At 60.0% G+C, this 21286-nt stretch carries 19 protein-coding genes; 9 read left to right on the plus strand and 10 right to left on the minus strand.

Translation table 11 applies throughout. The annotated features are described in order from the left end of the window. Positions 1-11: 11 nt before the first annotated feature. The 6 genes from V6N02_RS00115 (at position 12) to V6N02_RS00140 (ending at position 5787) form a co-directional block, all read left to right on the plus strand. A complete protein-coding gene (locus V6N02_RS00115; protein ID WP_371223059.1) occupies positions 12-584 on the plus strand; it encodes a tetratricopeptide repeat protein in 573 nt (190 codons plus the stop codon). 19 nt (positions 585-603) lie between these two features. Continuing rightward, positions 604-3447: a helicase-related protein gene (locus tag V6N02_RS00120; RefSeq protein ID WP_371223061.1), complete on the plus strand. Its 2844-nt coding sequence runs from the start codon at positions 604-606 to the stop codon at positions 3445-3447. A 2-nt stretch (positions 3448-3449) separates the two neighbouring features. Then, positions 3450-3728, plus strand: coding sequence for a hypothetical protein (locus V6N02_RS00125; RefSeq protein WP_371223063.1), 279 nt, complete (start codon positions 3450-3452; stop codon positions 3726-3728). 467 nt (positions 3729-4195) lie between these two features. Next, positions 4196-4576, plus strand: coding sequence for an RNA-binding S4 domain-containing protein (locus V6N02_RS00130; protein WP_371223065.1), 381 nt, complete (start codon positions 4196-4198; stop codon positions 4574-4576). Between the two features lie 52 nt (positions 4577-4628). Then, complete coding sequence (fdxA, locus tag V6N02_RS00135; protein WP_371223067.1) at positions 4629-4967, plus strand: ferredoxin FdxA; 339 nt, start codon at positions 4629-4631, stop codon at positions 4965-4967. 301 nt (positions 4968-5268) lie between these two features. Beyond that, positions 5269-5787, plus strand: a complete 519-nt coding sequence (locus tag V6N02_RS00140; protein ID WP_371223069.1) for a CarD family transcriptional regulator — start codon at positions 5269-5271, stop codon at positions 5785-5787. Positions 5788-5834: 47 nt separating this feature from the next. Here V6N02_RS00140 and cobS read toward each other — a convergent pair whose 3' ends face one another. Next, complete coding sequence (gene cobS, locus V6N02_RS00145) at positions 5835-6605, minus strand: adenosylcobinamide-GDP ribazoletransferase (protein WP_371223071.1); 771 nt, start codon at positions 6603-6605, stop codon at positions 5835-5837. A gap of 79 nt (positions 6606-6684) precedes the next feature. Here cobS and cobT point away from each other — a divergent pair, with 79 nt between their 5' ends. After that, a complete protein-coding gene (gene cobT, locus V6N02_RS00150) occupies positions 6685-7701 on the plus strand; it encodes a nicotinate-nucleotide--dimethylbenzimidazole phosphoribosyltransferase (RefSeq protein WP_371223073.1) in 1017 nt (338 codons plus the stop codon). A gap of 4 nt (positions 7702-7705) precedes the next feature. On the opposite strand, the gene V6N02_RS00155 is transcribed toward cobT, so the two are convergent. From V6N02_RS00155 to V6N02_RS00175, 5 genes are all read right to left on the minus strand, one after another. Continuing rightward, entirely contained in the window at positions 7706-9619 is a 1914-nt protein-coding gene (locus V6N02_RS00155; protein WP_371223075.1) for a cation:proton antiporter domain-containing protein, read from the minus strand. A gap of 160 nt (positions 9620-9779) precedes the next feature. Further along, on the minus strand, positions 9780-12653 hold the full coding sequence (locus V6N02_RS00160) for a hypothetical protein (RefSeq protein ID WP_371223077.1): 2874 nt from the start codon (positions 12651-12653) through the stop codon (positions 9780-9782). 154 nt (positions 12654-12807) lie between these two features. Next, a complete protein-coding gene (locus tag V6N02_RS00165; RefSeq protein WP_371223079.1) occupies positions 12808-14103 on the minus strand; it encodes an O-acetylhomoserine aminocarboxypropyltransferase/cysteine synthase family protein in 1296 nt (431 codons plus the stop codon). Between the two features lie 106 nt (positions 14104-14209). Beyond that, the gene (locus V6N02_RS00170; protein WP_371223081.1) at positions 14210-14623 is read right to left on the minus strand and encodes a hypothetical protein; all 414 of its coding nucleotides are present in this window, start codon (positions 14621-14623) and stop codon (positions 14210-14212) included. Next, on the minus strand, positions 14623-15627 hold the full coding sequence (locus V6N02_RS00175; protein ID WP_371223083.1) for a hypothetical protein: 1005 nt from the start codon (positions 15625-15627) through the stop codon (positions 14623-14625). Before V6N02_RS00175 ends, V6N02_RS00170 begins: the two co-directional genes overlap by 1 nt. Before the next feature lie 131 nt (positions 15628-15758). On the opposite strand from V6N02_RS00175, the gene V6N02_RS00180 reads away from it, so the two are divergent. Together V6N02_RS00180 and V6N02_RS00185 are read left to right on the plus strand one after the other, a co-directional pair. After that, complete coding sequence (locus V6N02_RS00180; RefSeq protein ID WP_371223085.1) at positions 15759-16301, plus strand: hypothetical protein; 543 nt, start codon at positions 15759-15761, stop codon at positions 16299-16301. Positions 16302-16384: 83 nt separating this feature from the next. Beyond that, positions 16385-17950 carry an FAD-dependent oxidoreductase gene (locus tag V6N02_RS00185; RefSeq protein WP_371223087.1) on the plus strand — a complete coding sequence of 522 codons (1566 nt, stop codon included), beginning with the start codon at positions 16385-16387 and terminating at the stop codon, positions 17948-17950. Positions 17951-18092: 142 nt separating this feature from the next. On the opposite strand, the gene V6N02_RS00190 is transcribed toward V6N02_RS00185, so the two are convergent. Genes V6N02_RS00190 through V6N02_RS00205 form a run of 4 tightly spaced genes read right to left on the minus strand, consistent with a single transcriptional unit; the run spans position 18093 to position 21152 of the window. Further along, positions 18093-18827: an ABC transporter permease gene (locus V6N02_RS00190; protein WP_371223089.1), complete on the minus strand. Its 735-nt coding sequence runs from the start codon at positions 18825-18827 to the stop codon at positions 18093-18095. Continuing rightward, positions 18824-19549 carry an ABC transporter ATP-binding protein gene (locus V6N02_RS00195; RefSeq protein WP_371223091.1) on the minus strand — a complete coding sequence of 242 codons (726 nt, stop codon included), beginning with the start codon at positions 19547-19549 and terminating at the stop codon, positions 18824-18826. Before V6N02_RS00195 ends, V6N02_RS00190 begins: the two co-directional genes overlap by 4 nt. After that, positions 19546-20217: a thiaminase II gene (tenA, locus tag V6N02_RS00200; RefSeq protein WP_371223093.1), complete on the minus strand. Its 672-nt coding sequence runs from the start codon at positions 20215-20217 to the stop codon at positions 19546-19548. Before tenA ends, V6N02_RS00195 begins: the two co-directional genes overlap by 4 nt. Then, on the minus strand, positions 20217-21152 hold the full coding sequence (locus tag V6N02_RS00205) for an ABC transporter substrate-binding protein (protein ID WP_371223095.1): 936 nt from the start codon (positions 21150-21152) through the stop codon (positions 20217-20219). Before V6N02_RS00205 ends, tenA begins: the two co-directional genes overlap by 1 nt. Positions 21153-21286: the final 134 nt, after the last annotated feature.

Consider the following 21286-nt stretch of genomic DNA (forward strand, 5'->3'; position numbering starts at 1 on the left):
TCAACTCTGTTATGAGCGCAAAGTATCCCAACCTCAATTCTACCGTTACGGCATTTCTGACGGTAGTCATGTTTTCCTTACCTCTCGGGCCTGCCAACGCGGCCGATATGGCGCGTCTGGACGAGTTGTTTGCGCAGTTGCAAGAGGCCGATGCCCGCTCCGCCCAGACCCTGGCCGGCGAGATCGAACTGGAATTCTCGAAATCCGGCTCGGCCACCATGGATTTGCTGCTGAAACGCGGGCGGGATGCCTTTGAAGCCGGGAAAACGATGGAGGCTATCGAACACCTGACCGCGCTGACCGATCATGCGCCGGATTTTGCCGAAGGCTATTACTATCGTGCGCTGGCCTATATTCAGGCCGAGCTGATGGGGCCATCCTTTGCCGATCTGGAACGCGTTTTGACCCTGAACCCCCGCCATTTTGGCGCAATCGAGGCGCTGGGGTTTTTGCTGGAAGACATGAACCGGCCCGAGATGGCGCAAGAAGCCTATGAGCGTGTTTTGGCACTGCACCCGCATCACAAAGACGTAACAGCCGCGCTGGAGCGTCTTGAACCGCAACTTCGCGGACAGGACCTCTGAGGGCACGGAGACGGACAAGATGGCCGAGCAGTCAAGAACCCTCGCGGTTCTGGGCCCCACCAATACCGGCAAAACCCATTACGCGATTGAGCGGATGTTGGGGTATTCCAGCGGGGTGATTGGCCTGCCGCTGCGCCTTTTGGCGCGCGAAGTCTACGACAAGATCGTTGCCATTCGTGGACCCTCGGTGGTGGCTTTGGTCACCGGCGAAGAACGGATCGTGCCGCCGCGGGCGCAGTACTGGGTCTGCACGGTCGAAGCAATGCCCGAGGGCATGGGCGCAGATTTCGTGGCCGTGGATGAAATACAGCTTTGTGCCGATCCAGAGCGTGGCCATGTGTTCACCGACCGCCTACTGCGGATGCGAGGGCTGAAGGAAACGCAGTTTCTGGGCAGTCACACGATGCGGGGCGCGATTGCCGCGATGGTGCCCGAGGCCGAATTCCTGGGTCGCGAGCGGATGTCTCAGCTCAGCTATACCGGCCCCAAGAAGATCGCCAAGATGCCCGCGCGCAGCGCCATCGTGGGGTTCTCGGTCGATAACGTCTATGCCATTGCCGAATTGCTGCGCCGTCAGAAAGGCGGGGCTGCGGTTGTGATGGGGGCGCTTAGCCCGCGCACCCGCAATGCTCAGGTCGATCTCTATCAGAATGGCGAAGTGGATTATCTGGTGGCCACGGATGCCATCGGGATGGGCCTGAACCTTGATATCAACCACGTGGCATTTTCGTCCCTGACCAAATTTGATGGGCGCCGGATGCGCAACCTTGCCCCGAACGAGCTGGGTCAGATTGCAGGCCGCGCCGGGCGCGGGATGAGCCATGGCACCTTTGGCGTGACTGGCGAGGCCCCGGATTTGCATGTCGACACTGCGCAAGCGATCATGGATCACCGTTTCACCCCGATCCGCAAACTGGAATGGCGCAACGCGCGGCTGCAATTCGGTTCGCCCGAGGCGCTGATCGCCTCGCTCGAGGCCAAGCCTGAGGACGAGATGCTGGCCCGCGCGCGGGACGCGGATGACGTCATTGCGCTCAAAACCCTGTCGGCGCAGGCAGATATTCGCGCACGCGCCACGGATGGCCGGGCGGTCAAGCTGCTGTGGGATGTCTGCCGAATTCCCGATTTCCGCGGTATCAGCCCGGCAGAGCATGCCGGCCTGCTTGAGACGATTTACGCTGATTTGCATGAATATGGGCGGGTTCCCGATGATTGGCTGGCCCGTCAGATCAAGCGCATTGACCGCACCGATGGCGACATTGACACGCTGTCCAAGCGGCTGGCGTTCATCCGCACCTGGACTTACGTTGCGCAGCGCAAAGGCTGGGTCGATGACGAATCCCATTGGCGCGGGGCGACGCGCGCTGTAGAAGACCGCCTATCAGACGCGCTGCACGGCGCATTGACGCAAAGATTTGTGGATCGGCGCACCTCGGTTTTGTTGCGCCGGCTCAAGCAGAAGGAGGCCATGGTGGCCGAAGTAAACGATCAGGGCGAAGTGACGGTTGAGGGCGAATTTGTCGGCCGTCTTGAAGGGTTCCGGTTCATTAAGGACAAATCGGCCAGCGGCGCCGAGGCCAAGACATTGGCACAGGCCAGCCTGCAGGCATTGGCCCCGCATTTTCATCTGAAAGCTGACAGGTTCTATAACGCGCCTGACACCGAGATTGATTTCACCGAACAGGGCGGCCTCATGTGGGGCGATCAGGCGCTGGGCAAGCTGGTGGCCGGTTCTGACCCTCTGAAGCCCGAAGCACAGGCCTTTGTCGATGACGAGGCTGGCCCGGATGTGGCCCAGAAGGTGCAGCGCCGCCTTCAGCATTTCATCGACCGCAAGGTGGCGACCCTGTTTGAACCGTTGCTGAATATCCAGCGCGATGAGGAACTGACCGGTCTCGCCCGCGGCTTTGGGTTCCAACTGGTTGAGGCGCTTGGCATTCTGCCGCGTGGCGATGTGGCCGAAGATGTGAAGGCGCTGGATCAGGATGCGCGCGGCGCATTGCGCAAACATGGTGTGCGCTTTGGTCAGTTCACGATCTTCATGCCGCTCTTGCTGAAACCGGCTCCCACGCGTCTGCGTTTGGTGCTTTGGTCGCTCGCGAAAGGCCTGAGCGAGTTTCCTGAAAGCCCGCCTCCGGGTCTGGTCACGGTGCCCGCTGCCAAGGATGCGCCGCAAGGGTATCACGGTATGGCCGGCTATCGCGCGGCGGGCGAGCGGGCCATCCGCATCGATATGCTAGAACGTTTGGCCGATATGCTGCGCGCGGAAGACAGTCGCGGGGGATTCGAGGCGAAAGCGGATATGCTGTCGATCACCGGCATGACGCTGGAGCAATTCGCCGACCTGATGCAGGGGCTGGGTTACAAGGCCGAGCGTGGTGAACGCGAGAAGATCAAAGCCGCACCAGAGGCCGCAGTTGAACCAGCAGCAGAGCCAGTGGCTGTTTCCAATTCTGCCGGGGCGGTCGTGGTTGAACCTGATACCTCGGACGGTGCTGAAGCGGCCCCGGAAACCGGGCACGAGATGGTCGAAGCCGCCGAAGCCGCGGCAGAGGAATTGGCCGAGGCGACGCCGGACGAGACGGCAGAGGATGCCGCGCCTGAGGCAAGCGAAGCGCCCGAAGTTGAAGTGTTCTACACGTTCCGCTGGGCTGCGCGTCCGCGTGGCGGCAACCGTCCCGCGCAATCGCAAGGGCAGGGCCGCAAACCCAAGGGCAAAGGTAAACCGGGTGGTCCCCGCAAGGGCGCGCCGCGGCGTGATGACAAGGCCAAGACCTATTCCGCCAAGCCGCAGAAGAAAGACCGGATCGACCCGGACAATCCGTTCGCCGCGGCTTTGATGGGTCTGAAAGATAAGAGTTGAGTATGAGCTTGGACGCTAAACCAATTGAAGACGCTCCATCCGCAATTCGAAGGGCATTCGAGTACTTTGAAGAGTTCATGGACAAAGAAAGCTTCAAATACCCCTTATTGGAAGGTGTAAAGTACTTAAATCCAGACTGGCAGATTGAGATAGGTTTTGATCTCGGCTCCACGAGGGAGAGTATGGGGCTAATCGGAATGGGAGACAAAATTGCTCCGAGACGGATGGTTCGAACTTTTCATATTTCAGAACGAGATGGCACCCTAATAGAAATGTCATGAGGCCTTTGCTTCTAGATAGCAACCTGTTGTTGGTCCTGCTAGCAGGCGAGTGCGACTCCAGCAAGTTAGGGGTCGTGAAGGGACTAAAAGAATACTCTGAATCTCATTTGACTTGGATTTCGGGATTCTACAAAGTCGCTTCATCAATACTCACGGTCCCTAATGTTCTTACGGAAGTTTCGGATATCATGGGAGAGGATGATCGTCTGATTGTCAGAGGTATGGATCACGCTTTTGCCAAATTCTCCAACAATGTTTGCGAAGTCTATTATCCGAGCAGAGATATAGTCGGGAAAGCTAATTTTTGGAAAGTTGGACTTTCAGACGCGGTGATTTTGGAGTGCATTGAAGATCGAAATGCTTGCTTATTAACCACGGACCACAAATTGTACGGTTTGGCGCAGAGTATCACTTCAGAAGTATACAATTTGTGGCACTACTATAGTCCTGACTGGGCCACAGGTTAGATGGCTACCGAAAAAATCCGCCTTGATAAATGGCTTTGGCAGGCGCGGTTCTTCAAGACCCGCAGCCTGTCGGCCAAGCTGATCTCGGGCGGGCATGTGCGGGTTAATGGCACGCGGGTGGCCAAACCGGCTGTTGCCGTCGCGCCCGATGATGTGCTGACTTTTCCGCAGGCCAAACAGGTGCGTGTGATCCGTATTCTTGCGCTAGGCACGCGCCGTGGCCCGGCCCCCGAGGCACAGGCGCTTTACGAAGATCTATCGCCGCCTGAGCCGAAAAAGCAGGACAGCGTCGCCGCAGCCCCCAGATTTGAGGGAAAAGGGCGGCCCACCAAGCGTGATCGTCGTAAACTCGATCTCAATACGCGTGGAACGCTTGAATGATCCCGGTGTCTGGATTAACTGACATCCAACACGCCCATGAACAGAGACCGCAATGACCTATGTCGTGATCGAAAACTGCATTGAATGCAAATACACTGACTGCGTTGAAGTCTGCCCCGTGGATTGTTTTTACGAGGGCGAAAACATGCTGGTGATCCATCCTGACGAGTGCATTGATTGTGGTGTCTGTGAACCGGAATGCCCCGCCGATGCAATCCGCCCGGATACCGAGCCGGACATGGAGAAATGGGTCGAGTTCAACCGTAAGTATTCGGAAATGTGGCCGGTGATCATCTCGAAGAAGGATCAGATGGACAACGCCGAAGAACGCGACGGTGAAGGCGGCAAGATGGAGAAGTATTTCTCGGAAAATGCTGGCGAAGGTGGCTGATCAGGCACAGATTGCCGAATCGCAAAGCTGACCCCTACAACATCTGGTGGCCTCCGGATAGGCGGCTACAACCCTCTGATAAAACTATAAAATTCATTATCTACGGGGCGTCACCCTTTCGAGGGGGCGTTTTTTATGCTATAGTGCCGTCGCAAATGATCTAATTCGCCTGATATCCATCTGCCCGTGCTGCCGCCTGGGGATGGGTTTCTTTGTGCCTAAAACCCCCCAGCCGTGAGTTTCGTGAACTCCCGTTGGTGGCTTTTGCACTCAAACCGGGCCCCCTGAGAGGAAAAGCTGAATGAGCAAGTCGAAGAAGTCCGAGTTCCGCCCCGATGATTTCGTGGTTTACCCTGCCCATGGCGTTGGCCAGATCGTGTCGATCGAAGAGCAGGAAGTGGCCGGAATCACGCTGGAACTGTTTGTGATCTCGTTCGAGAAAGACAAGATGACCCTGCGTGTACCAACTAACAAGGCAACCGAAATCGGGATGCGCGGCCTGTCCAGCCCCGATATCATCACCAAGGCGATGACCACGCTGAAGGGCAAGGCCAAGGTGAAGCGCGCCATGTGGTCGCGCCGGGCTCAGGAATATGAGCAAAAGATCAACTCGGGTGATCTGATTGCGATTGCCGAAGTGGTGCGCGATCTGCACCGCACCGATGATCAGCGCGAGCAAAGCTATTCCGAGCGTCAGCTGTACGAAGCCGCGCTTGAGCGTCTGACCCGCGAAGTGGCCGCCGTGGATGGCGGTGACGAGGTGTTGGCTGCCAAACGCGTCAGCGATGTTTTGATGTCGCGCGCCCCGGCCGCAGCCTAGGTCGAACCCTGGTAACAAGAACCGCGCCCGTCCCGGGCGCGGTTTTTTTATGCCAGATTGGCGGACAAACAGACCAGCAGAGTGATTTCAGCCAGTTGCTGGCTGGCCCCCAGCACATCCCCGGTCTGCCCGCAGATCTTGCGTCGGGCCAGCATGGCCAGCCCAAAGACCACCAAGGCCCCCCAGATCATGGCCCAGATGGCACTCCCGCCCAATAACGATACTGCCAACAGCGCGGCCAGGCCTCCGCCAAGCCATGCCGTAACCCCGCTCACCTTGCCCACCTGATGGGACAATCCGGTTGCGCGGGCATGGGGCAGGGCGGTCATCACTGCCGGCATCGCGGCACGTGATACAACGGCACTGGCCAAAACTGCCGGGACTGCCAACGCGGCTCCGCTGTCCCACAGCAGCCACAGGCACGCCCACCGGGCGGCCAGCGACAGGATAAGGGCAATTACCCCATAGCTGCCGATGTGGCTGTCTTTCATGATCTCAAGACGGCGTTCGCGTGTCCAACCGCCCCAAAACCCGTCTGCCGTGTCGGCCAGCCCGTCTTCGTGCATCCCGCCGCTCAGAACGATTAGCACGGTCAACGTGATCAGCGCCATCATGGGGGCAGGCAGGCCCAACGCCATTGCCAGAAGCCCGGCCAGGGCGGCCAGCCCACCCAGTACGACGCCGACCAGCGGATAGGCCCAGGCCGCTTTGGCCTGCCGGTCCCATGCCTGATCCTCGGGCAGTGGCAGACGGCTGAGCAGGGTCAGTGCGATCAGCACATCCTGGGGCTTTGCGGGGGAGGTGTCGTTTTTGACCATTAGCTGGATTTTTCTGATGCGTTGCCGGACCCGGCCTGCGATACACGACCTTGACCCCGTCATGCAATGCGAGACCCAGATGAACGATACCTTTTCCACCCTCGATGGGTTTGCGGCCCTGCTACGTGATGCACCGGGTGCCGATGCCGAGGCGCGCATCAGGGCGGGTGAGCGCGATGCAATGCTGACCAAGCCCCCCGGCGCCCTTGGCCGACTGGAGGACATCGCGGCGTGGTACTGTGGCTGGCGCGGCGATGCGCAGCCCACGATTGATGCCCCGCAAGTGATTGTGTTTGCGGGCAATCACGGGGTGACAGCGCAGGGTGTGTCTGCGTTTCCTTCCGAGGTCACAGCGCAAATGGTGCTGAATTTCCAACATGGCGGCGCGGCCATTAACCAATTGGCCCGAACAGTGGGTGCGCATCTTGACGTGATCGCGCTTGATCTGGACCGGCCCACCGCCGATTTCACCCAAGGCCCCGCGATGAGTGAGGCCGAGGTTGTGACCGCGCTTCGCACTGGCTGGGACGCGGTCGATCCAAAGTCTGATTTGCTGGTGGTTGGCGAAATGGGCATCGGCAATACAACCAGCGCGGCCGCGATTGCACATATGCTGTTCGGGGGGGAGGCCGCCGATTGGGCCGGGCGGGGCACCGGTGTCGATGATGCCGGGCTGGCCCTCAAAACCCGCGTCGTGGCCGAGGCGGTGGCGTTGCATCGCGCTGACTGTGCCGGCGGGCTGGACACGTTGCGCTGTCTGGGCGGGCGTGAACTGGCGGCGATGGCCGGTGCCATTGCGCGCGCGCGTCACCTTCGTATCCCGGTTCTTCTGGACGGGTTCATCTGTACTGCTGCCGCGGCCTGTCTGGAGACGACCCAACCCGGTGCATTGGATCATGCCATGGCCGGTCACGTCAGCGCCGAAGCGGCACATGCTGCCCTGCTCGAAAACCTTGGCAAGCGGCCGGTCCTCTCGCTCGGCATGCGGCTGGGCGAAGGCTCGGGCGGGACCCTGGCGATCGGGGTTCTCAAGGCTGCGCTGGCCTGTCATTCGGGCATGGCGACGTTTGCCGAGGCAGGGGTGAGCGACGGTTAATCCGTTACGCCTCGTCCTTGCCATCTTCGGCAATGCGCGCGCTTTCCTCAAGCTGGGAGAGCAACATGGTCTGCAAATCGCTTTCCAGCTCTTTGGCGCGTCGGATGTAGGGCTTGTTGTCTATCGTCGGGATTGTGGGATCCCACAAGGCCGCCAGTTCCTGCACCGAATGCCGGTCATGATGATAGAATGTGCGCTCGATTTCGGCGGCTTCAAATTCGCTGAGACCAATGTTTTCCAGCACGTAACGGCCCGCCCGCAGCGAGCTGTCAAAGAGCTCGCGCACGATATCACTGGCCCCGGCATTATAAAGCTGGAACACATGGGTGCGATCACGGGCGCGCGCAACGATATGCAGATCGGGCCGTTCACGCCGGGCAAAGGCCACGAGACGTGTGGTGGCATCGGCGTCATCCAGTGCGGCCACCAGAACGCGGGCATCCTTCAGCCCTGCCGCATGCAGCAGTTCGGGCCGTGTCGGATCGCCCAGAAACCCCTTCACGCCAAAGCGGCGCATCCGCTGGATCGTCGTCAGGTTGTGATCCAGCACCACGGTTTTATACCCGCTTGAGCGCACCAGCCGGTTCACGATCTGCCCGAACCGCCCGATCCCGGCGATGATCACAGGACCCTGATCGTCGATCTCGTCATCGGCAACCGGCGCGGCACCATCTTCCATCCGCCTGGACAGATAGTCGTAGAGAATGAACAGAAGCGGTGTGATCAACATCGTGATCGCGATGACCAGCAGCAACAACTCGATCAGGTCCGGGGGGATGGCATTTTGTTGCCCCGAAAATGCCAGCAGCACAAAGCCGAATTCACCCGCCTGTGCAAGCGACAGGGTGAACAGCCACAGATCGCGTCCGCGCAGGCCAAAACCGCGTCCCAGCCCGTAGAGGATACCGCCCTTGATCACGATCACGGCGAGCGCCAGACCCAACACCTGGAAGGTCTGGCTGGCCAGAATGTTAAAGTTGATGCCCGCCCCGACAGTGATGAAAAACAGGCCCAGGAACAGGCCTTTGAAAGGGGCGATGTCGCTTTCCAGCTCGTGACGAAACTCGCTATTGGCCAGAACCACACCGGCCAGAAACGCGCCCAGAGCGGGCGAAAGCCCGACAAGTGTCATCAGAAAGGCGATGCCCACAACGATCAGCAGCGCCAGTGCCGTGAACATCTCGGGGAGGCGCGCGGAGTGGATGAACCGAAAAACCGGGCGGATCAGGTAGACACCAAACAGGACAATCGCGCCGACAATCCCGATGGTCAGAAGCGTCACACCCCAGCCCGGCAGGCTTTGAACCAGAGAGATTGCCGCCTCATGTGCCCCACTTTCCGAGCTGTGCCCGTCGTCATTCAGCCGCTCCAGTGTTTCGGCCAGCACCAATTCGGGCGGCTTGGGCATGGCAAGAAGGGGAATGAAGGCCAACATCGGGATCACCGCGATGTCCTGTGACAACAGCACTGAAAACGCCGAGCGCCCGCCGCCGGTCTGCATCAACCCTTTTTCGGACAGGGTTTGCAGCACGATCGCCGTTGAGGACAGCGCAAACACCAGACCGATGGCCAGTCCCACGCTCCAGCCCTGCACAAACAGGACTGCCCCGGCCATGATCACGAAGGTCGTTATGGCGATCTGCAAACCGCCCAGCCCCAACAGCCTGTGGCGCATGTCCCATAACGCACGCGGTTCCAGTTCAAGGCCGATCAGAAACAGCATCATGACCACGCCAAACTCGGCATAGTGTTGTAGTTCGACTGATTCATGCCCACCCAGAAGGCCCAGAACCGGGCCGATCAGAATACCCGCTGCCAGATAGCCCAGAACCGAACCCAGCCCCAGGCGCGCGGCAATTGGTACCGCGATCACAGCGGCGGCTAAAAACAGCGAGGCTTGAAACAGCGCGCCTTCCATCAATGGTCCCTACATCGAACAATAAACTGTTCCGCACCGGCCAGACCGGAACGGAGACGTGAAAATAGCATCCCAATCAGATTGTGCGATGATTGTCGCCTGCTTGCAATTCATACCTTTGGTCGAGACTGCGATAAGGCTGACCATCCCCGGGTAACTTCTATCCTTTGGGCATCGTCAGCACGACGGTGCGTCCGCCCTTCTGATAGCGCAGGTCGCCATCGCCGATCGCACGGACCTTGCCGCCATCCAGCCGGTCGCCCACCTTTACTTTCTTGTAACGTCCGTTGTTCATCCGAACGAGGGCGCGGCGATTGTTGGGCGTGCCATAAACCCCGATCAGATTGACCCGCTTGAACTTCAGCGCGTTGCGTTGAGTGGCTTGTTTCGACACGCTTGCGGCGGTGGGGATTTTCGGGGTGACCTTTTGTGCGGCGGCGACGCGCACGGGTTGTTCGGCTTCGGCCTTTTGCTGATTGCGCTTGGTGCGCTGCACGATACCGTCGAAATTACGCGGGCGCGTGTTGGGCTTCAGTGAGGCCGACACCGCCTGCGCCGTGGCCCCGGCAAAGGGATCAGGTTGCGCGACCGCCTCGGCCACGGCCCCTTCGAGTGCGGCCAGATCGACGGTCGAGGCTTGCGCGGCGGCGCTTGCCTCGGCCTGAGCCTGCGCAGCGGCGGCCCGGGCGGCCGCGATCTGTCGGGCTTCTTCGGCGGCTTCCTGGGCACTGGCCGGGCGCAGTTTTGGGCGCAGGGCAGCCAGTTCGTTGCGCGTGCGTCCGCTCAGTTCATTACGTTCGATCTGCTCGGCGGCATTTGCGGGGCGCGCGCGCGGGCGCAGCGCGGCCACCTGCGGAGCGACCTCGGCGGTGTCCGCCTGTGGTTCGGCCGTGGGATCGGCCGGATCATCCGGCGTGGTTGCCCTGGGCGGCACGGCGGCGGGTTGGCCAGCGAAAACGCGCACGGCATCGGGAGTCAGCGCGCCCTCGGGGGTGGCAAGGACGAAGCCGCGCGAATCCAGCGTGAAAGTGGTGTCTGCCGCAGGAGGCGAAGCAGGGGTAAAGAATGTCACATCCGAAAAGCCCGCTGCACCCTCCGGCAATGCAACAGCATCCTGAAAATCCAGATCTGGATCAAGCGAGGTCTGATAGACATCTTCAAGCTCGCTCGCCGATGGTGTGGCTGGCGGTTCGGGGGACAATTGCCAGATGCCGGTGGCGGCATACCTTGCCTTCGCCTCGTCCGGGGACAGATCCGATGGCATCACCCGGCTGAGGATTTCGGTGGCGGGATCTTCGAGAACGGGCAAAGTGGCATCGGGGTCAAGTGCGGCCAGTTCGACCTCGTCATCCAACTCGGTGTTCTCAGTGCTGGGCAAGCTGGCCACGGCGGCGGTATCATCATCCCGGAAGAACCGGGCAATCCCGTCATCCAGAAAGATCGAGGCCCAGGCCGCGACACCAATCAGGAACAGCAGAAGCACAGCAGTCAGCACCAATCCCAGAAAACGCGGCTTGCCCCCGACCGAAGGCTTTTCGCGCGCGCCGAAGACGGTCATACGCTCGCGTTCGTTCGCTGAGTCCGAAATCGGCGCGGGAGCGGCGGCAGGTCTTGCCCGGCGTGAGCGACGGGTGAAGAACGAGGCCTGCGACTCCGGCTCGGCAGATGCCGGCTCGGTTGGCAAAGGATCAGATACCATCTCGTCAGGAAGCGGGTCCTCGACCACGCCAGTGGCAGCGGCGGCTATTTCAGGCTCGGGTGCAAAAATATCCGTGCCGGGGCGTATGTCATGGCTGAGCGTGTCGGTTTCGTCTTCGGGCAGGCTGGCCTCGGCAATGCCGGTGACCTTGGCGATCTGCTCCGGCTCTTGTTGGTCAGATGGCGACTCCTGCGTTGCCCGAAGCGTGATCCGTGCCGGAGCGTCGTTACGCAGCACACCCTGCAGTTTGCGCGGTGGCGGGCCTGCATCGTCGCGTTTAGCGCGGATACTTGCAAAAGCGGCAGGCGGTTCGGCAGGGCCGTCCGCGTCGGCAGTCACATCCTTGGCGGGCGCGTCGTCGGGAGTAGCCTGCTTGGGCGGCGCATCTTCGGTTATGACGGGTGGGGTTTCGTCGTCCTCTGAGGGCTTCGGTTCGATCGGATCAGCGTCGTCGGCAGATGCGTCTTCTGCCGTTTCCACGTCAGGCGTGTCCTGCGCAGCCGGTTCTGCCGCCTGATCGGTGGCCTCCGGTACAACGTCATCGGTGCTGTCCTTTGACGCGGCCTCGACCGTGTCATCTGTGACCTCGGGCGTGTTTGGGTCGGCCGCTTCTTCTTCTTCCGGCGTGTCCTCAACCGCCGGTTCCGCCTCCTGCTCGGGGGCTTCAGGTGGCTCAGGCTGGACCTGCTCTGCGGTCTCGTCGGCAACACTGTCTGCCTCGGCGGGGGCAGGCGTTTCTGTTTCTTCGGGATCGGGTGTCTCGGCCGGCGCCTCGGGAGCGGGCAGTTTCGATGCCCCGATCACCCGGATCGGCGCCATGTCTCGTTCAATCTGATCTGTGCTAATGCCTTGCCCGTTGGCATTCAGGGTGGCGCCGAAAAAAGGCTCACCGACGAAATGGCCGTTTTCGGGCTTGGCCACGAAGCTGATCGGGTTGAACTGGTGTTCCGTGGCAAAGGCTTCGGCCTCGACCAGGGTCTCGCGCGCCACGGCAGCAATAAATATCTGACCGTTCTGCGCCACGAAATCATAAGCCAGATCGTCAACCGGATAGGGGGTTGCGCCATTCAGTGCGGATTTGACCGCCTCGACAACATCGTCCCCATCATCAGGCGCTTCGATGGTCAGATACCTGACCTGATCATTGGGCAGAACCACCTTGGTGCGCAGCCCCGAGGCATCAAGCGCCTGCGCGGTTTGGCGCATCGTCGCCAACTCGCCATTCAGATCGGCCACGTCCAGCGCCACATCGCCCACCAGATGCCAACCCGGAAAGGCGCGGTGCAACAGGCCAATGCCATCAAATGACAATGTCAGGGCAAAATTCTGTTTCATCGGAACCGCTTTAACACCACATCGGGGCACGAGAGGAGTCCTCTCCCCTGTGTCCCGGATTTTATAGCAGGTTTATGCTGAGGAAAAGCAAAAGCCCCGCCAGACGCAGTTTTAGGCATCAGGCGGGGCGATCTGACAGAGCGCTTGTTACCGCTCAGGCGCTGGCTTTGCTGAGCGCCTGATCCAGATCGGCAATGATGTCATCAACATCTTCAATCCCGATAGAAATCCGCACAACGTTCGGGCTGGCCCCGGCTGCGGTTTGCTGTTCAGGGGTCAACTGGCGGTGGGTGGTGCTGGCCGAGTGGATGATCAGCGAGCGGGTATCGCCCAGATTGGCCACATGGCTGAACAGTTCCAGACTATCCACCAGTTTCACGCAGCCATCATAGCCCGATTTCAGCGCCACGGTGAACAAGCCGCCCGCGCCTTTGGGGCAATATGTCTTGGCGCGTTTATGCGAGGGCGAGGATTTCAGACCGGCATAGGTGACCGCTTCGACCCGGTCATCCTTTTCCAGCCATTCGGCCACGGCCTGGGCGTTTTCGCAATGGCGCTGCATCCGCAGGGACAGGGTTTCGATGCCCATCAGCGTGTAATGCGCCGCTTGCGGGTTCAGGGTCATACCCAGATCGCGCAGGCCAATGGCGATGCCGTGGAAGGTGAAGGCCAGCGGTCCGAATGTCTCGTGGAATTTCAGCCCGTGATAGGCCGGTTCCGGCGCACTGAGCGAGGGGAATTTATCGGAGGCCGACCAATCAAACGTGCCGCTGTCCACGACCACGCCGCCGGTGACACTGCCATTGCCGGTCAGGTACTTGGTCATGGAATGGACCACCAATGTGGCGCCGTGTTCGATTGGGCGGCACAGGTAAGGCGAGGCCGTGGTGTTATCCACGATCAGCGGCAGGCCCGCCGCATCGGCGATATTCGCCAGCCCACGGATATCGGCGATATGTCCGCCGGGATTGGCGATGGATTCGCAGAACACCGCGCGGGTATCATCGTCAATCGCGGCTTTCACGGCGTCGGCGTCGTCAATGTCGACAAACTTGGCCTCCCAGCCGAAGCGTTTGATGGTCTGGCCGAACTGCGTGATCGACCCCCCGTAAAGCCGTGTGGAAACCACCACATTGCGCCCCGGTTCCATCAGCGGGAACAGCGCCATGATCTGGGCGGCGTGACCCGAGGAACAGCAGACAGCGCCTGCGCCGCCTTCCAATGTTGCCACGCGTTCCTGCAAGGCTGCCACGGTCGGGTTGGTCAGGCGCGAATAGATATAGCCGACTTCCTGCAGGTTGAAGAGCGCGGCGGCATGTTCGGCATCGCGGAACACATAGGCCGTGGTCTGATAGATCGGGACCTGCCGCGCGCCCGTCGCCGGGTCAGGCCGGGCACCGGCGTGAATTTGCAATGTATCGAAACCAAACTGGTGAACACGATCCGACATTTTAGGTCTCCCTTGGCAATCTGTTTGGCCAAAGGTGTATGGCATCTGCGAGCGGCCCACAACTGGGCAGTCGGGGCCTTTGGTTTTGGTCTGCGCTGGCTTTGGACTATTCTTCCTGTTCGGGCTTTGGGTCGGGAACATCTGCCTTTTGCTGGAGAAAACGCGCGTTGAGCGCCGGGGCGGTTCCGGTGAAGAAATAGACAATCGACATGGCAACACGTCGGAGCAGGCCGGGATACGATCTAGCGCCGGGCATCTTTGATTGCGCGACCTCGGTGTCGGCGGATATCGCGGCAAGCAAGGCTGCGGCGGTTTCGGCCTGATCATCCGGCACCATGATCTTGGCACCGCCGAAGGCGACGGAAAAATGCTGTGCGTTGGCCATCATATGGTAGCCGGGGACAAAAACATCGTATCCCGCGCCTTCAAGCGCCGAGATCATCAGGGCGGCCTCGGACGGGCTGTAGGCATAGGCCAGAAGTGTCAGTCCGCTGCCGTCTCCCTTGGGGTCCATAGCCATCAGCGCATCCAATAGCCTTCACGTTTGATCTTGTTGCGGATCGCCTGTTCCTTGCGGGGCAGATCATCGCGATCAAACAGGTCGCGCACCTTGTGGCCGCGCCCGTGGTAAATCATGAATTTCATCGGGTCATAGGTTTTCAGAACCCGTTTGATCCAGTTGGGCGCACTGACCGCTTCCAGCACCTGGACAACCCGGTCGCTTTCGCGGGCATAGAGCAGTGGCAGCAGGCGGTAATGGCAGGTGACATCGCCATCCAGCAACCCCTCGGGCAGGGCATCACGCCCACCACCCAGCGAATGAATGACCAAGGGCAGGGCCACCTGATCCAGCCATGGGTCCAGTTCCTGCACGATCAGTTCGGGGGGCGGATCATCGCGGATGGACAGGGCATATTCAAGGAACCGCTGACCGAACACATGCGGGCATTTGTAAAAGAAGAACCCGGCGTTGAAATAAAGATATCTGCGCCAGAATTCATCGGGCCATGCCGGGTCAAGCGAGCTGTCAAACTCAAGCCCGAACCGGTCATAAAGTGACTTCCAGATCTGGGTATATCCCGGCCCGTAAAGTTCGATCTTGGGCCAGGTGCCCTCGCGGCGCAACGAGGCGGTGGGGCGTTCAAAATCAAACGGCACCTGCGCCAGATCGCCGGTGATCAGCGTGTCGGTGTCAAAGAAGACAAACGGCTCGCCCTTGGGCAGGGCCATCAGCGCCTCGATCTTGTTGCCATAAGGATAGGCCTGTCCGAAATGCTTGCTTTCAAACGGAATAATCTCGGCATCCAACCGGTCCAGCAGACCGCGTGTCTCATCGCCGCGGATCGTCGGATCGTTGTTCCACAGTGGCCCCGGTTGTGGTTCGGCCACGATCAGGCGGCCCTCAAAACCGGGACTCATTGCGCGTAAGGAAGCGGCGAATACAATCGCCTCATATTGCAGGCGTCCGCCCTGACCGACGATCATGATGTTGTATGGTTGGATTTCTGATGCCTTACCGGCCATACTTGTCCCGATCTTGCCTGCCTGTTCGTTGAGGGCACTATAAAACCCAAAGCGACAGCAAAGAAGGGGCAGTTTGAGGTGTTCTGCAAAAACCTGATATGTGACTGATATTTTAAGGACGAGGATTTGAGATGTTGGATTGGATACTGATCATGATCGCGCTTGCTTTTGGGTATGCGGGCGGTGAGGGCGGGGGGGATTCATCTGCGCCTGCCATCGGTCTTGGCTTGGACGAAAGCGTCGTTATCGGTGAGGATGTGATCATCGGTGAGGGTGTGAGCATCGGCAAAAGCTTTGAGGCCGAACCGCAAACCCCTACTGGCAGATTCACCACCGCAACCGAAGTGAAGCCGATCCTTGAGATGACCAAGGCCAACTGGGTGGCCGTGCGCGACTTCAACGGGCAGGACCTGCTTTATGTCACGCATATATGGTCGTGGCGTTGTGGGCTGTTGCAGATGCGTTATGCGATCAACGACGGCGAGATGCAGGAGTGGCCATTGCCGCCCTGTCACGAGGGTACCAATGCACCAAATGCCATTATCGAAAGCGATGGGCTGCCCTACGCGACATTCGCACCCGGCAGCATTCAGCAGGTGCGCGTCGAATTGTTGTTCGATGATTTGAGCGAGGCCAGCGCCAGCTTTACCCGATCAGATGTATTGATGCCCTGACATGCGTCACAGCAGGTCTGTGTAGGGAGGCCTGAGTATTTCAACTGATTGTTTTATTGAGATTTATTCAGAGAGGAAACACCATGACCGAAGCCCACGTACCCGATATCCGGCCCATCATCATCGAAGCGGGAGCAAAAGGGATGTGCGTCACATCCATATACTCCTCGGGTTCCGGTGACTACGACAAAGACCGTCAGGTTCATAACGCGCGGCTGCAATTCAAACCTCAGGCCATTTTCCATTGCCGACACGCCGATGATGTCAGTTTCTTACTCAAAAGACTTTACGAGCTAAAAAAGCGTGATGGCCGGGGTGTGCCGGTGACCATTCGTTCGGGCGGCCATCATCACGAGGCCATGTGCATGAACAGCCATGGTGCGGTGCTGGCTCTTGATGAGATCAACATGATCGACGTGGATGATGACAAAAGCCACGTCTGGCTGGGGTCTGGCCGGCGGCTGGACGAGGTGATCAAACGGCTGGCTGAGGACAATCGCCTGCTGCCCACGGGCGGTTGTGATACGGTCAATGTGGGTGGCCTGACCAATGGCGGCGGCTGGGGCTTGTCCTATCGGACCTTGGGCCTGACCGTGGATATGCTGCGCGAGGTGGAAATGGTTCTGCCCAATGGCGATATTGTTCAACTGGACAAGGATCGTTTCACCAAGGGAGAGACCAGCATGCTGGTCAACGCCCCCGCTCTTTTCAAAGCGATCCGGGGCGGCGGCGGTGGCAATTTCGGCGTTGTGACCCGGTTCCGGTTTCAGTTGACCGAGTTTGATCCGGAGTTTTGCACCTTCACGCTGCAATACGGTCGCGAGTTACGCACCGAGATGGCGGAACGATGGGCCAAGGTCTGTGAAGATGCCGATCATCGTCTCAACCTTTTTGCGCGGATGACCGTGGTTCCGGAAGGGCCGCATATCGACGCCAATCCTGCCTTTCTGATTGGCGGTCGGTTCTATGGCTCTGAAGAAGAATGCGAAAAGGCGATTGCGCCTCTGATGATCTATGAGGGGCTCGAGTTAAAGGACATTCGGTCCTACAGGTTTGATAGCCCTGAGAACTTTATCGTCGGGCTGTTTCCGGGCCGCGAGGAGCCGGCCCGGGGGCGCGATGGGACGCCCCTGCCGGCGCAGGGTTTTGCACTGCAGGTGGGGGCTGGCTCTATGAGCAAACCCACAGATACCTGCATCACATGCCCCGAGCCGCACAAGGTCAGTTCGTCTATGCCCGCAGGGAATGCCGCAGACATTGCGGATGCGGCCAAGAACTATATCGACTGCTATCCGGTGGTGAAGGATGTGAACATGTATCTCAGCTGGCACGGTATGGGTGGGCAGGGCAAAATCGAGCCCGAAGGCGGCACCTCCTTCGCGTGGCGCGAGATGCCCTATATGCTGCAGATTCAAGCCTGGTGGTGGCCCGATAGCGGGGTGAACGAACAGGCCGTGCTGAACTGGGTCACTGGATTTCGCGAGGCACTGGCCCCCTATACCACCGGAGCGTTCATCAACTTCCCGGATGCAGATCAGGATGTCGAAACCTATTACTCGCCCCAGATCTACAGCGATCTTCAGGATGTGAAAACGAATGTCGATCCGCATAACCTGTTGAAATTCGACCTTGGTATTCCGCCACGCTAGGCTCTGCCGGGATCATCCCCGCGCGGCTTGGTCAGATATCTGTTCTGTCCCGCAAGACGGCCCGTATCCCGTGCCGCAATACCTTCTTATCAAGGCGGGTCGGTGTCGTTTTGTTTCATGTGTTCAGCCCCGTGGTGCGGGGCTATCGGTCCAGCCAATTGCGGCAGGCATGATCGACAACCGCGTGCAGGATCAGTGTAAAGATTGCCAACACGATCAGCGCGGCAAACATCAGGTCAATCTTGGCGCGGCCATTGGCAAGCAGCATCAGGTATCCCAGTCCTTGAGATGCTCCGACCCATTCGCCGATGATCGCGCCGATCGGAGCATAAACCGCCGCAAGCCGCAGGCCCGAGGCAAGTCCGGGCAGGCCCGCAGGCACCCGGATATGCCACATGATCCGCGCTGGCGAGGCGCCCATCACGCGGGCAAGGTCCAGCCAACCGCGCGGCGTGCGCATCAGCGCGTCAAAGAAGGCCGACGTAACAGGGAAATAGATGATCAGCAGCGCCATGGCGACTTTCGACCAGATCCCATAGCCCAGCCACAATGTCAGCACCGGGGCCAGCGCAAAGACCGGAATCGCCTGGGAAAATACCATCATCGGGCGGATCAGGCTGCGTGCCATGGGCGAGGCGGCAAGGCCAATGGCCGTGGCCCCACCAAGTATCGCGCCAAGGGCAAGGCCCAACAGCACTTCGATCATCGTGGTCATCGCATGTTCGGCAATCAGTGCGCGACTGGTCCAGAGCGTTTCGGCCACCAGCCCCGGGCCAGGCAGGATAAAGCGGGGCACGCCCGTCCATGCCACCAGTGCCTGCCAGAGGGCAATTGCCACTCCCGCTGATAGCATTGCGTTCAGCCAGGGTCGGGTCATGCCCGCGCCATCAGGCGCGACAGCAGCGCCCCCTGAGCCGCCAATGCCTGTTCATCATCCACTGCACGAGGGGGGTGGGTCTCTGGCAGTGGGACCGCCTCGCATCCGCGCTCGGTCAGCAATACCACCTGATCGCCCATCCTGATTGCCTCGCCTGGGTCGTGGGTGACCATCAACACAGTGCGCTCTTTCAGCAAGTCGGCAGCCAGATCCTGCATCTCTGCCCGGGTGCGCGCATCAAGCGCCGAGAACGGTTCGTCCAGCAGAACCACCGCGCGATCTTCCATCAGCGTTCGGGCCAGCGCGACGCGTTGGCGTTCCCCGCCCGACAGGGCGCCGGGGTGTTTTCTCGCGTGGTTGACCAGCCCCACCCGCGCCAACAGGTCTTGTGCGCGGTCGTGATCCGGGACTGCGCCGCGCAGGCGTATCCCAAGGATCACATTGTCCAACACGCTCAGCCACGGCATCAGCAGATCACTCTGCGCCATCAATGCAATGCGACCCGGCAAGGGGACGTGATCCGAGACGGCAATGCTGCCCTCCAGAACGGTCCCATCTTCGATCCCCGCGATCAGGCGCAACAATGTGGTTTTGCCAACGCCTGACGGACCCAGCAAGCAGGTCCAGCGTGCGGCTGGCACGCTCAGTTCAACCGGGCCAATGATCACCGCCCCGCCGATCCGGACAGTGCCCGACAAGGTGAAGCCCGGCGCGCTGCTCATCCCGACAGGCCCATGTCCCAGAACCCCACTTCCAGCCGTGTGGCGGTGATGAACCGCTGGGTCAGGGCCTCCCACCGGGGACTCCGGGTTGGATCATCGCCCAGACGCCGCGTGATGGCCCCGTCGATCAACTGCCCTACGGCGATGCAGCTGCTCTGATAGTCCTCGCCGGAATAGGTGGCGATCCAGTCGCCATAGACATCGCTGCCGGCCTGCTCTTTCAGAGTCAGCCCGATCTCGCCGTAGCCCATCACACAAGGGGCAAGGGCGGCCAGAAGATCAAGGAAGTCTCCCGAATGGCCTGCATCCAGAACATATCGCGTATAGGCGATGTTATGGGGGTGTTCGGGGGCAGCGAACAAATCATGTTCGCTCAGCCCTGCCTCGGCGCAGGTCTTGATATGCAGTGCGATTTCGCCATTGATCAACGCATCCACCGTGCCCGCGGCAAGGCGCATCTCCTCGACTGTGTCCGCCTTGGTGACCGCCAGCGCCCAGGCCCGCGCAAAATGGATCAGGAAGATGTAGTCCTGGACCAGATAGCGCATAAACGCTTCGCGCGGGAGTGTGCCATCGCCCAGCCCCCGCACAAAGTCATGCTGCGTGAAGGCAGACCACTGCGCACCTGCCGACGTGCGCCAATGAGAAAAGTCCCGACCATATTCCATCACTTCGCCCCGGGGTCGATCGCCAATTGCTCAAGGCCGCGTGTGCCTTCAACCAACCCGGCCTCGTTCAGGAAGGCTTCGAACCGCGCATAGCGCCCGGCATCCAGCGCGGCAGGACGCAGGGCAAAACGGGGCAGCGTGTCGTCCCAGGCCTTGGCGTTCAACGCGTCGTTCAGCTCGGCCGATGTGCCGGCGAAAAGCTCCCAGCTCTCGTGCGGATGATTGATGATGTATTGCGTGGCCAGCTCGGTGGCATGCAGGAAACGGTTGATCAGATCCATGTCCATCTCGGCAGGATTGGCGACATAGATCAGCTCATCATATGACGGCACACCTTCTTCCTCGACAAACATGCAGCGGCCCGGCACCCCTTCGATCTCCATCTGGTTCAGCTCGAAATTCCGGAACGCACCCAGGACCGCATCCACCTGGCCCGACATCAGCGAAGGTGACAGCGACCAGTTCACATTGACCAGTTCGATATCGTCCAGGGACAGGTCATGCTTGGCCAGAATAGCGACCAGCAGCGCCTCTTCCACACCCGCGACGGAGAACCCGATTTTCTTGCCCTTCAGGTCGGCGGGCGACTTTATCGGACCCTCCTCAAGCACCAACAGGCAGTTGAGCGGGCTGGCGACCAGCGTGCCCACCCGGATCAAGGGCAGCTCCTCAGCCACTTGTAGATGCAGTTGCGGTTGATAGGAAATCGCCAGATCGGCCTGCGCGGCGGCGACCATCTTGGGCGGATCAGACGGATCAGCCGGGGCAATCACCTCGACCTCAAGGCCCTGATCAGCAAAGTATCCCTTTTCCTGCGCGACAATAATCGGGCCGTGATTGGGGTTAACGAACCAGTCCAGAATGACGGTCATCTTGTCCTGCGCAAAGGCAGGCGTGGCCAGCAGAAAAGCGGCCAGAAGGGCGGCGAATTTCATGTTGTTTCTCCAGGGAAAAGGTTTGGTGAAATCCGTTGGCTCCTGACGCTGCAAAAGCACGCGCGGCGGCACAAAGAAAGCAGGGGGTGGCTCATTCCAGTCTTCCTTTCAACATCCCCTGAATCCGGTGGTGC

Origin of the sequence: Roseovarius conchicola (assembly GCF_041403425.1) — a bacterium.
GTDB lineage: Bacteria > Pseudomonadota > Alphaproteobacteria > Rhodobacterales > Rhodobacteraceae > Roseovarius > Roseovarius conchicola.

Coding starts and splice junctions, on each gene's coding strand:
- V6N02_RS00115 (WP_371223059.1), top strand. CDS start 12: ATGAGCGCAAAGTATCCCAACCTCAATTCTACCGTTACGGCATTTCTG.
- V6N02_RS00120 (WP_371223061.1), top strand. CDS start 604: ATGGCCGAGCAGTCAAGAACCCTCGCGGTTCTGGGCCCCACCAATACC.
- V6N02_RS00125 (WP_371223063.1), top strand. CDS start 3,450: ATGAGCTTGGACGCTAAACCAATTGAAGACGCTCCATCCGCAATTCGA.
- V6N02_RS00130 (WP_371223065.1), top strand. CDS start 4,196: ATGGCTACCGAAAAAATCCGCCTTGATAAATGGCTTTGGCAGGCGCGG.
- fdxA (WP_371223067.1), top strand. CDS start 4,629: ATGACCTATGTCGTGATCGAAAACTGCATTGAATGCAAATACACTGAC.
- V6N02_RS00140 (WP_371223069.1), top strand. CDS start 5,269: ATGAGCAAGTCGAAGAAGTCCGAGTTCCGCCCCGATGATTTCGTGGTT.
- cobS (WP_371223071.1), bottom strand. CDS start 6,605: ATGGTCAAAAACGACACCTCCCCCGCAAAGCCCCAGGATGTGCTGATC.
- cobT (WP_371223073.1), top strand. CDS start 6,685: ATGAACGATACCTTTTCCACCCTCGATGGGTTTGCGGCCCTGCTACGT.
- V6N02_RS00155 (WP_371223075.1), bottom strand. CDS start 9,619: ATGGAAGGCGCGCTGTTTCAAGCCTCGCTGTTTTTAGCCGCCGCTGTG.
- V6N02_RS00160 (WP_371223077.1), bottom strand. CDS start 12,653: ATGAAACAGAATTTTGCCCTGACATTGTCATTTGATGGCATTGGCCTG.
- V6N02_RS00165 (WP_371223079.1), bottom strand. CDS start 14,103: ATGTCGGATCGTGTTCACCAGTTTGGTTTCGATACATTGCAAATTCAC.
- V6N02_RS00170 (WP_371223081.1), bottom strand. CDS start 14,623: ATGGCTATGGACCCCAAGGGAGACGGCAGCGGACTGACACTTCTGGCC.
- V6N02_RS00175 (WP_371223083.1), bottom strand. CDS start 15,627: ATGGCCGGTAAGGCATCAGAAATCCAACCATACAACATCATGATCGTC.
- V6N02_RS00180 (WP_371223085.1), top strand. CDS start 15,759: ATGTTGGATTGGATACTGATCATGATCGCGCTTGCTTTTGGGTATGCG.
- V6N02_RS00185 (WP_371223087.1), top strand. CDS start 16,385: ATGACCGAAGCCCACGTACCCGATATCCGGCCCATCATCATCGAAGCG.
- V6N02_RS00190 (WP_371223089.1), bottom strand. CDS start 18,827: ATGACCCGACCCTGGCTGAACGCAATGCTATCAGCGGGAGTGGCAATT.
- V6N02_RS00195 (WP_371223091.1), bottom strand. CDS start 19,549: ATGAGCAGCGCGCCGGGCTTCACCTTGTCGGGCACTGTCCGGATCGGC.
- tenA (WP_371223093.1), bottom strand. CDS start 20,217: ATGGAATATGGTCGGGACTTTTCTCATTGGCGCACGTCGGCAGGTGCG.
- V6N02_RS00205 (WP_371223095.1), bottom strand. CDS start 21,152: ATGAAATTCGCCGCCCTTCTGGCCGCTTTTCTGCTGGCCACGCCTGCC.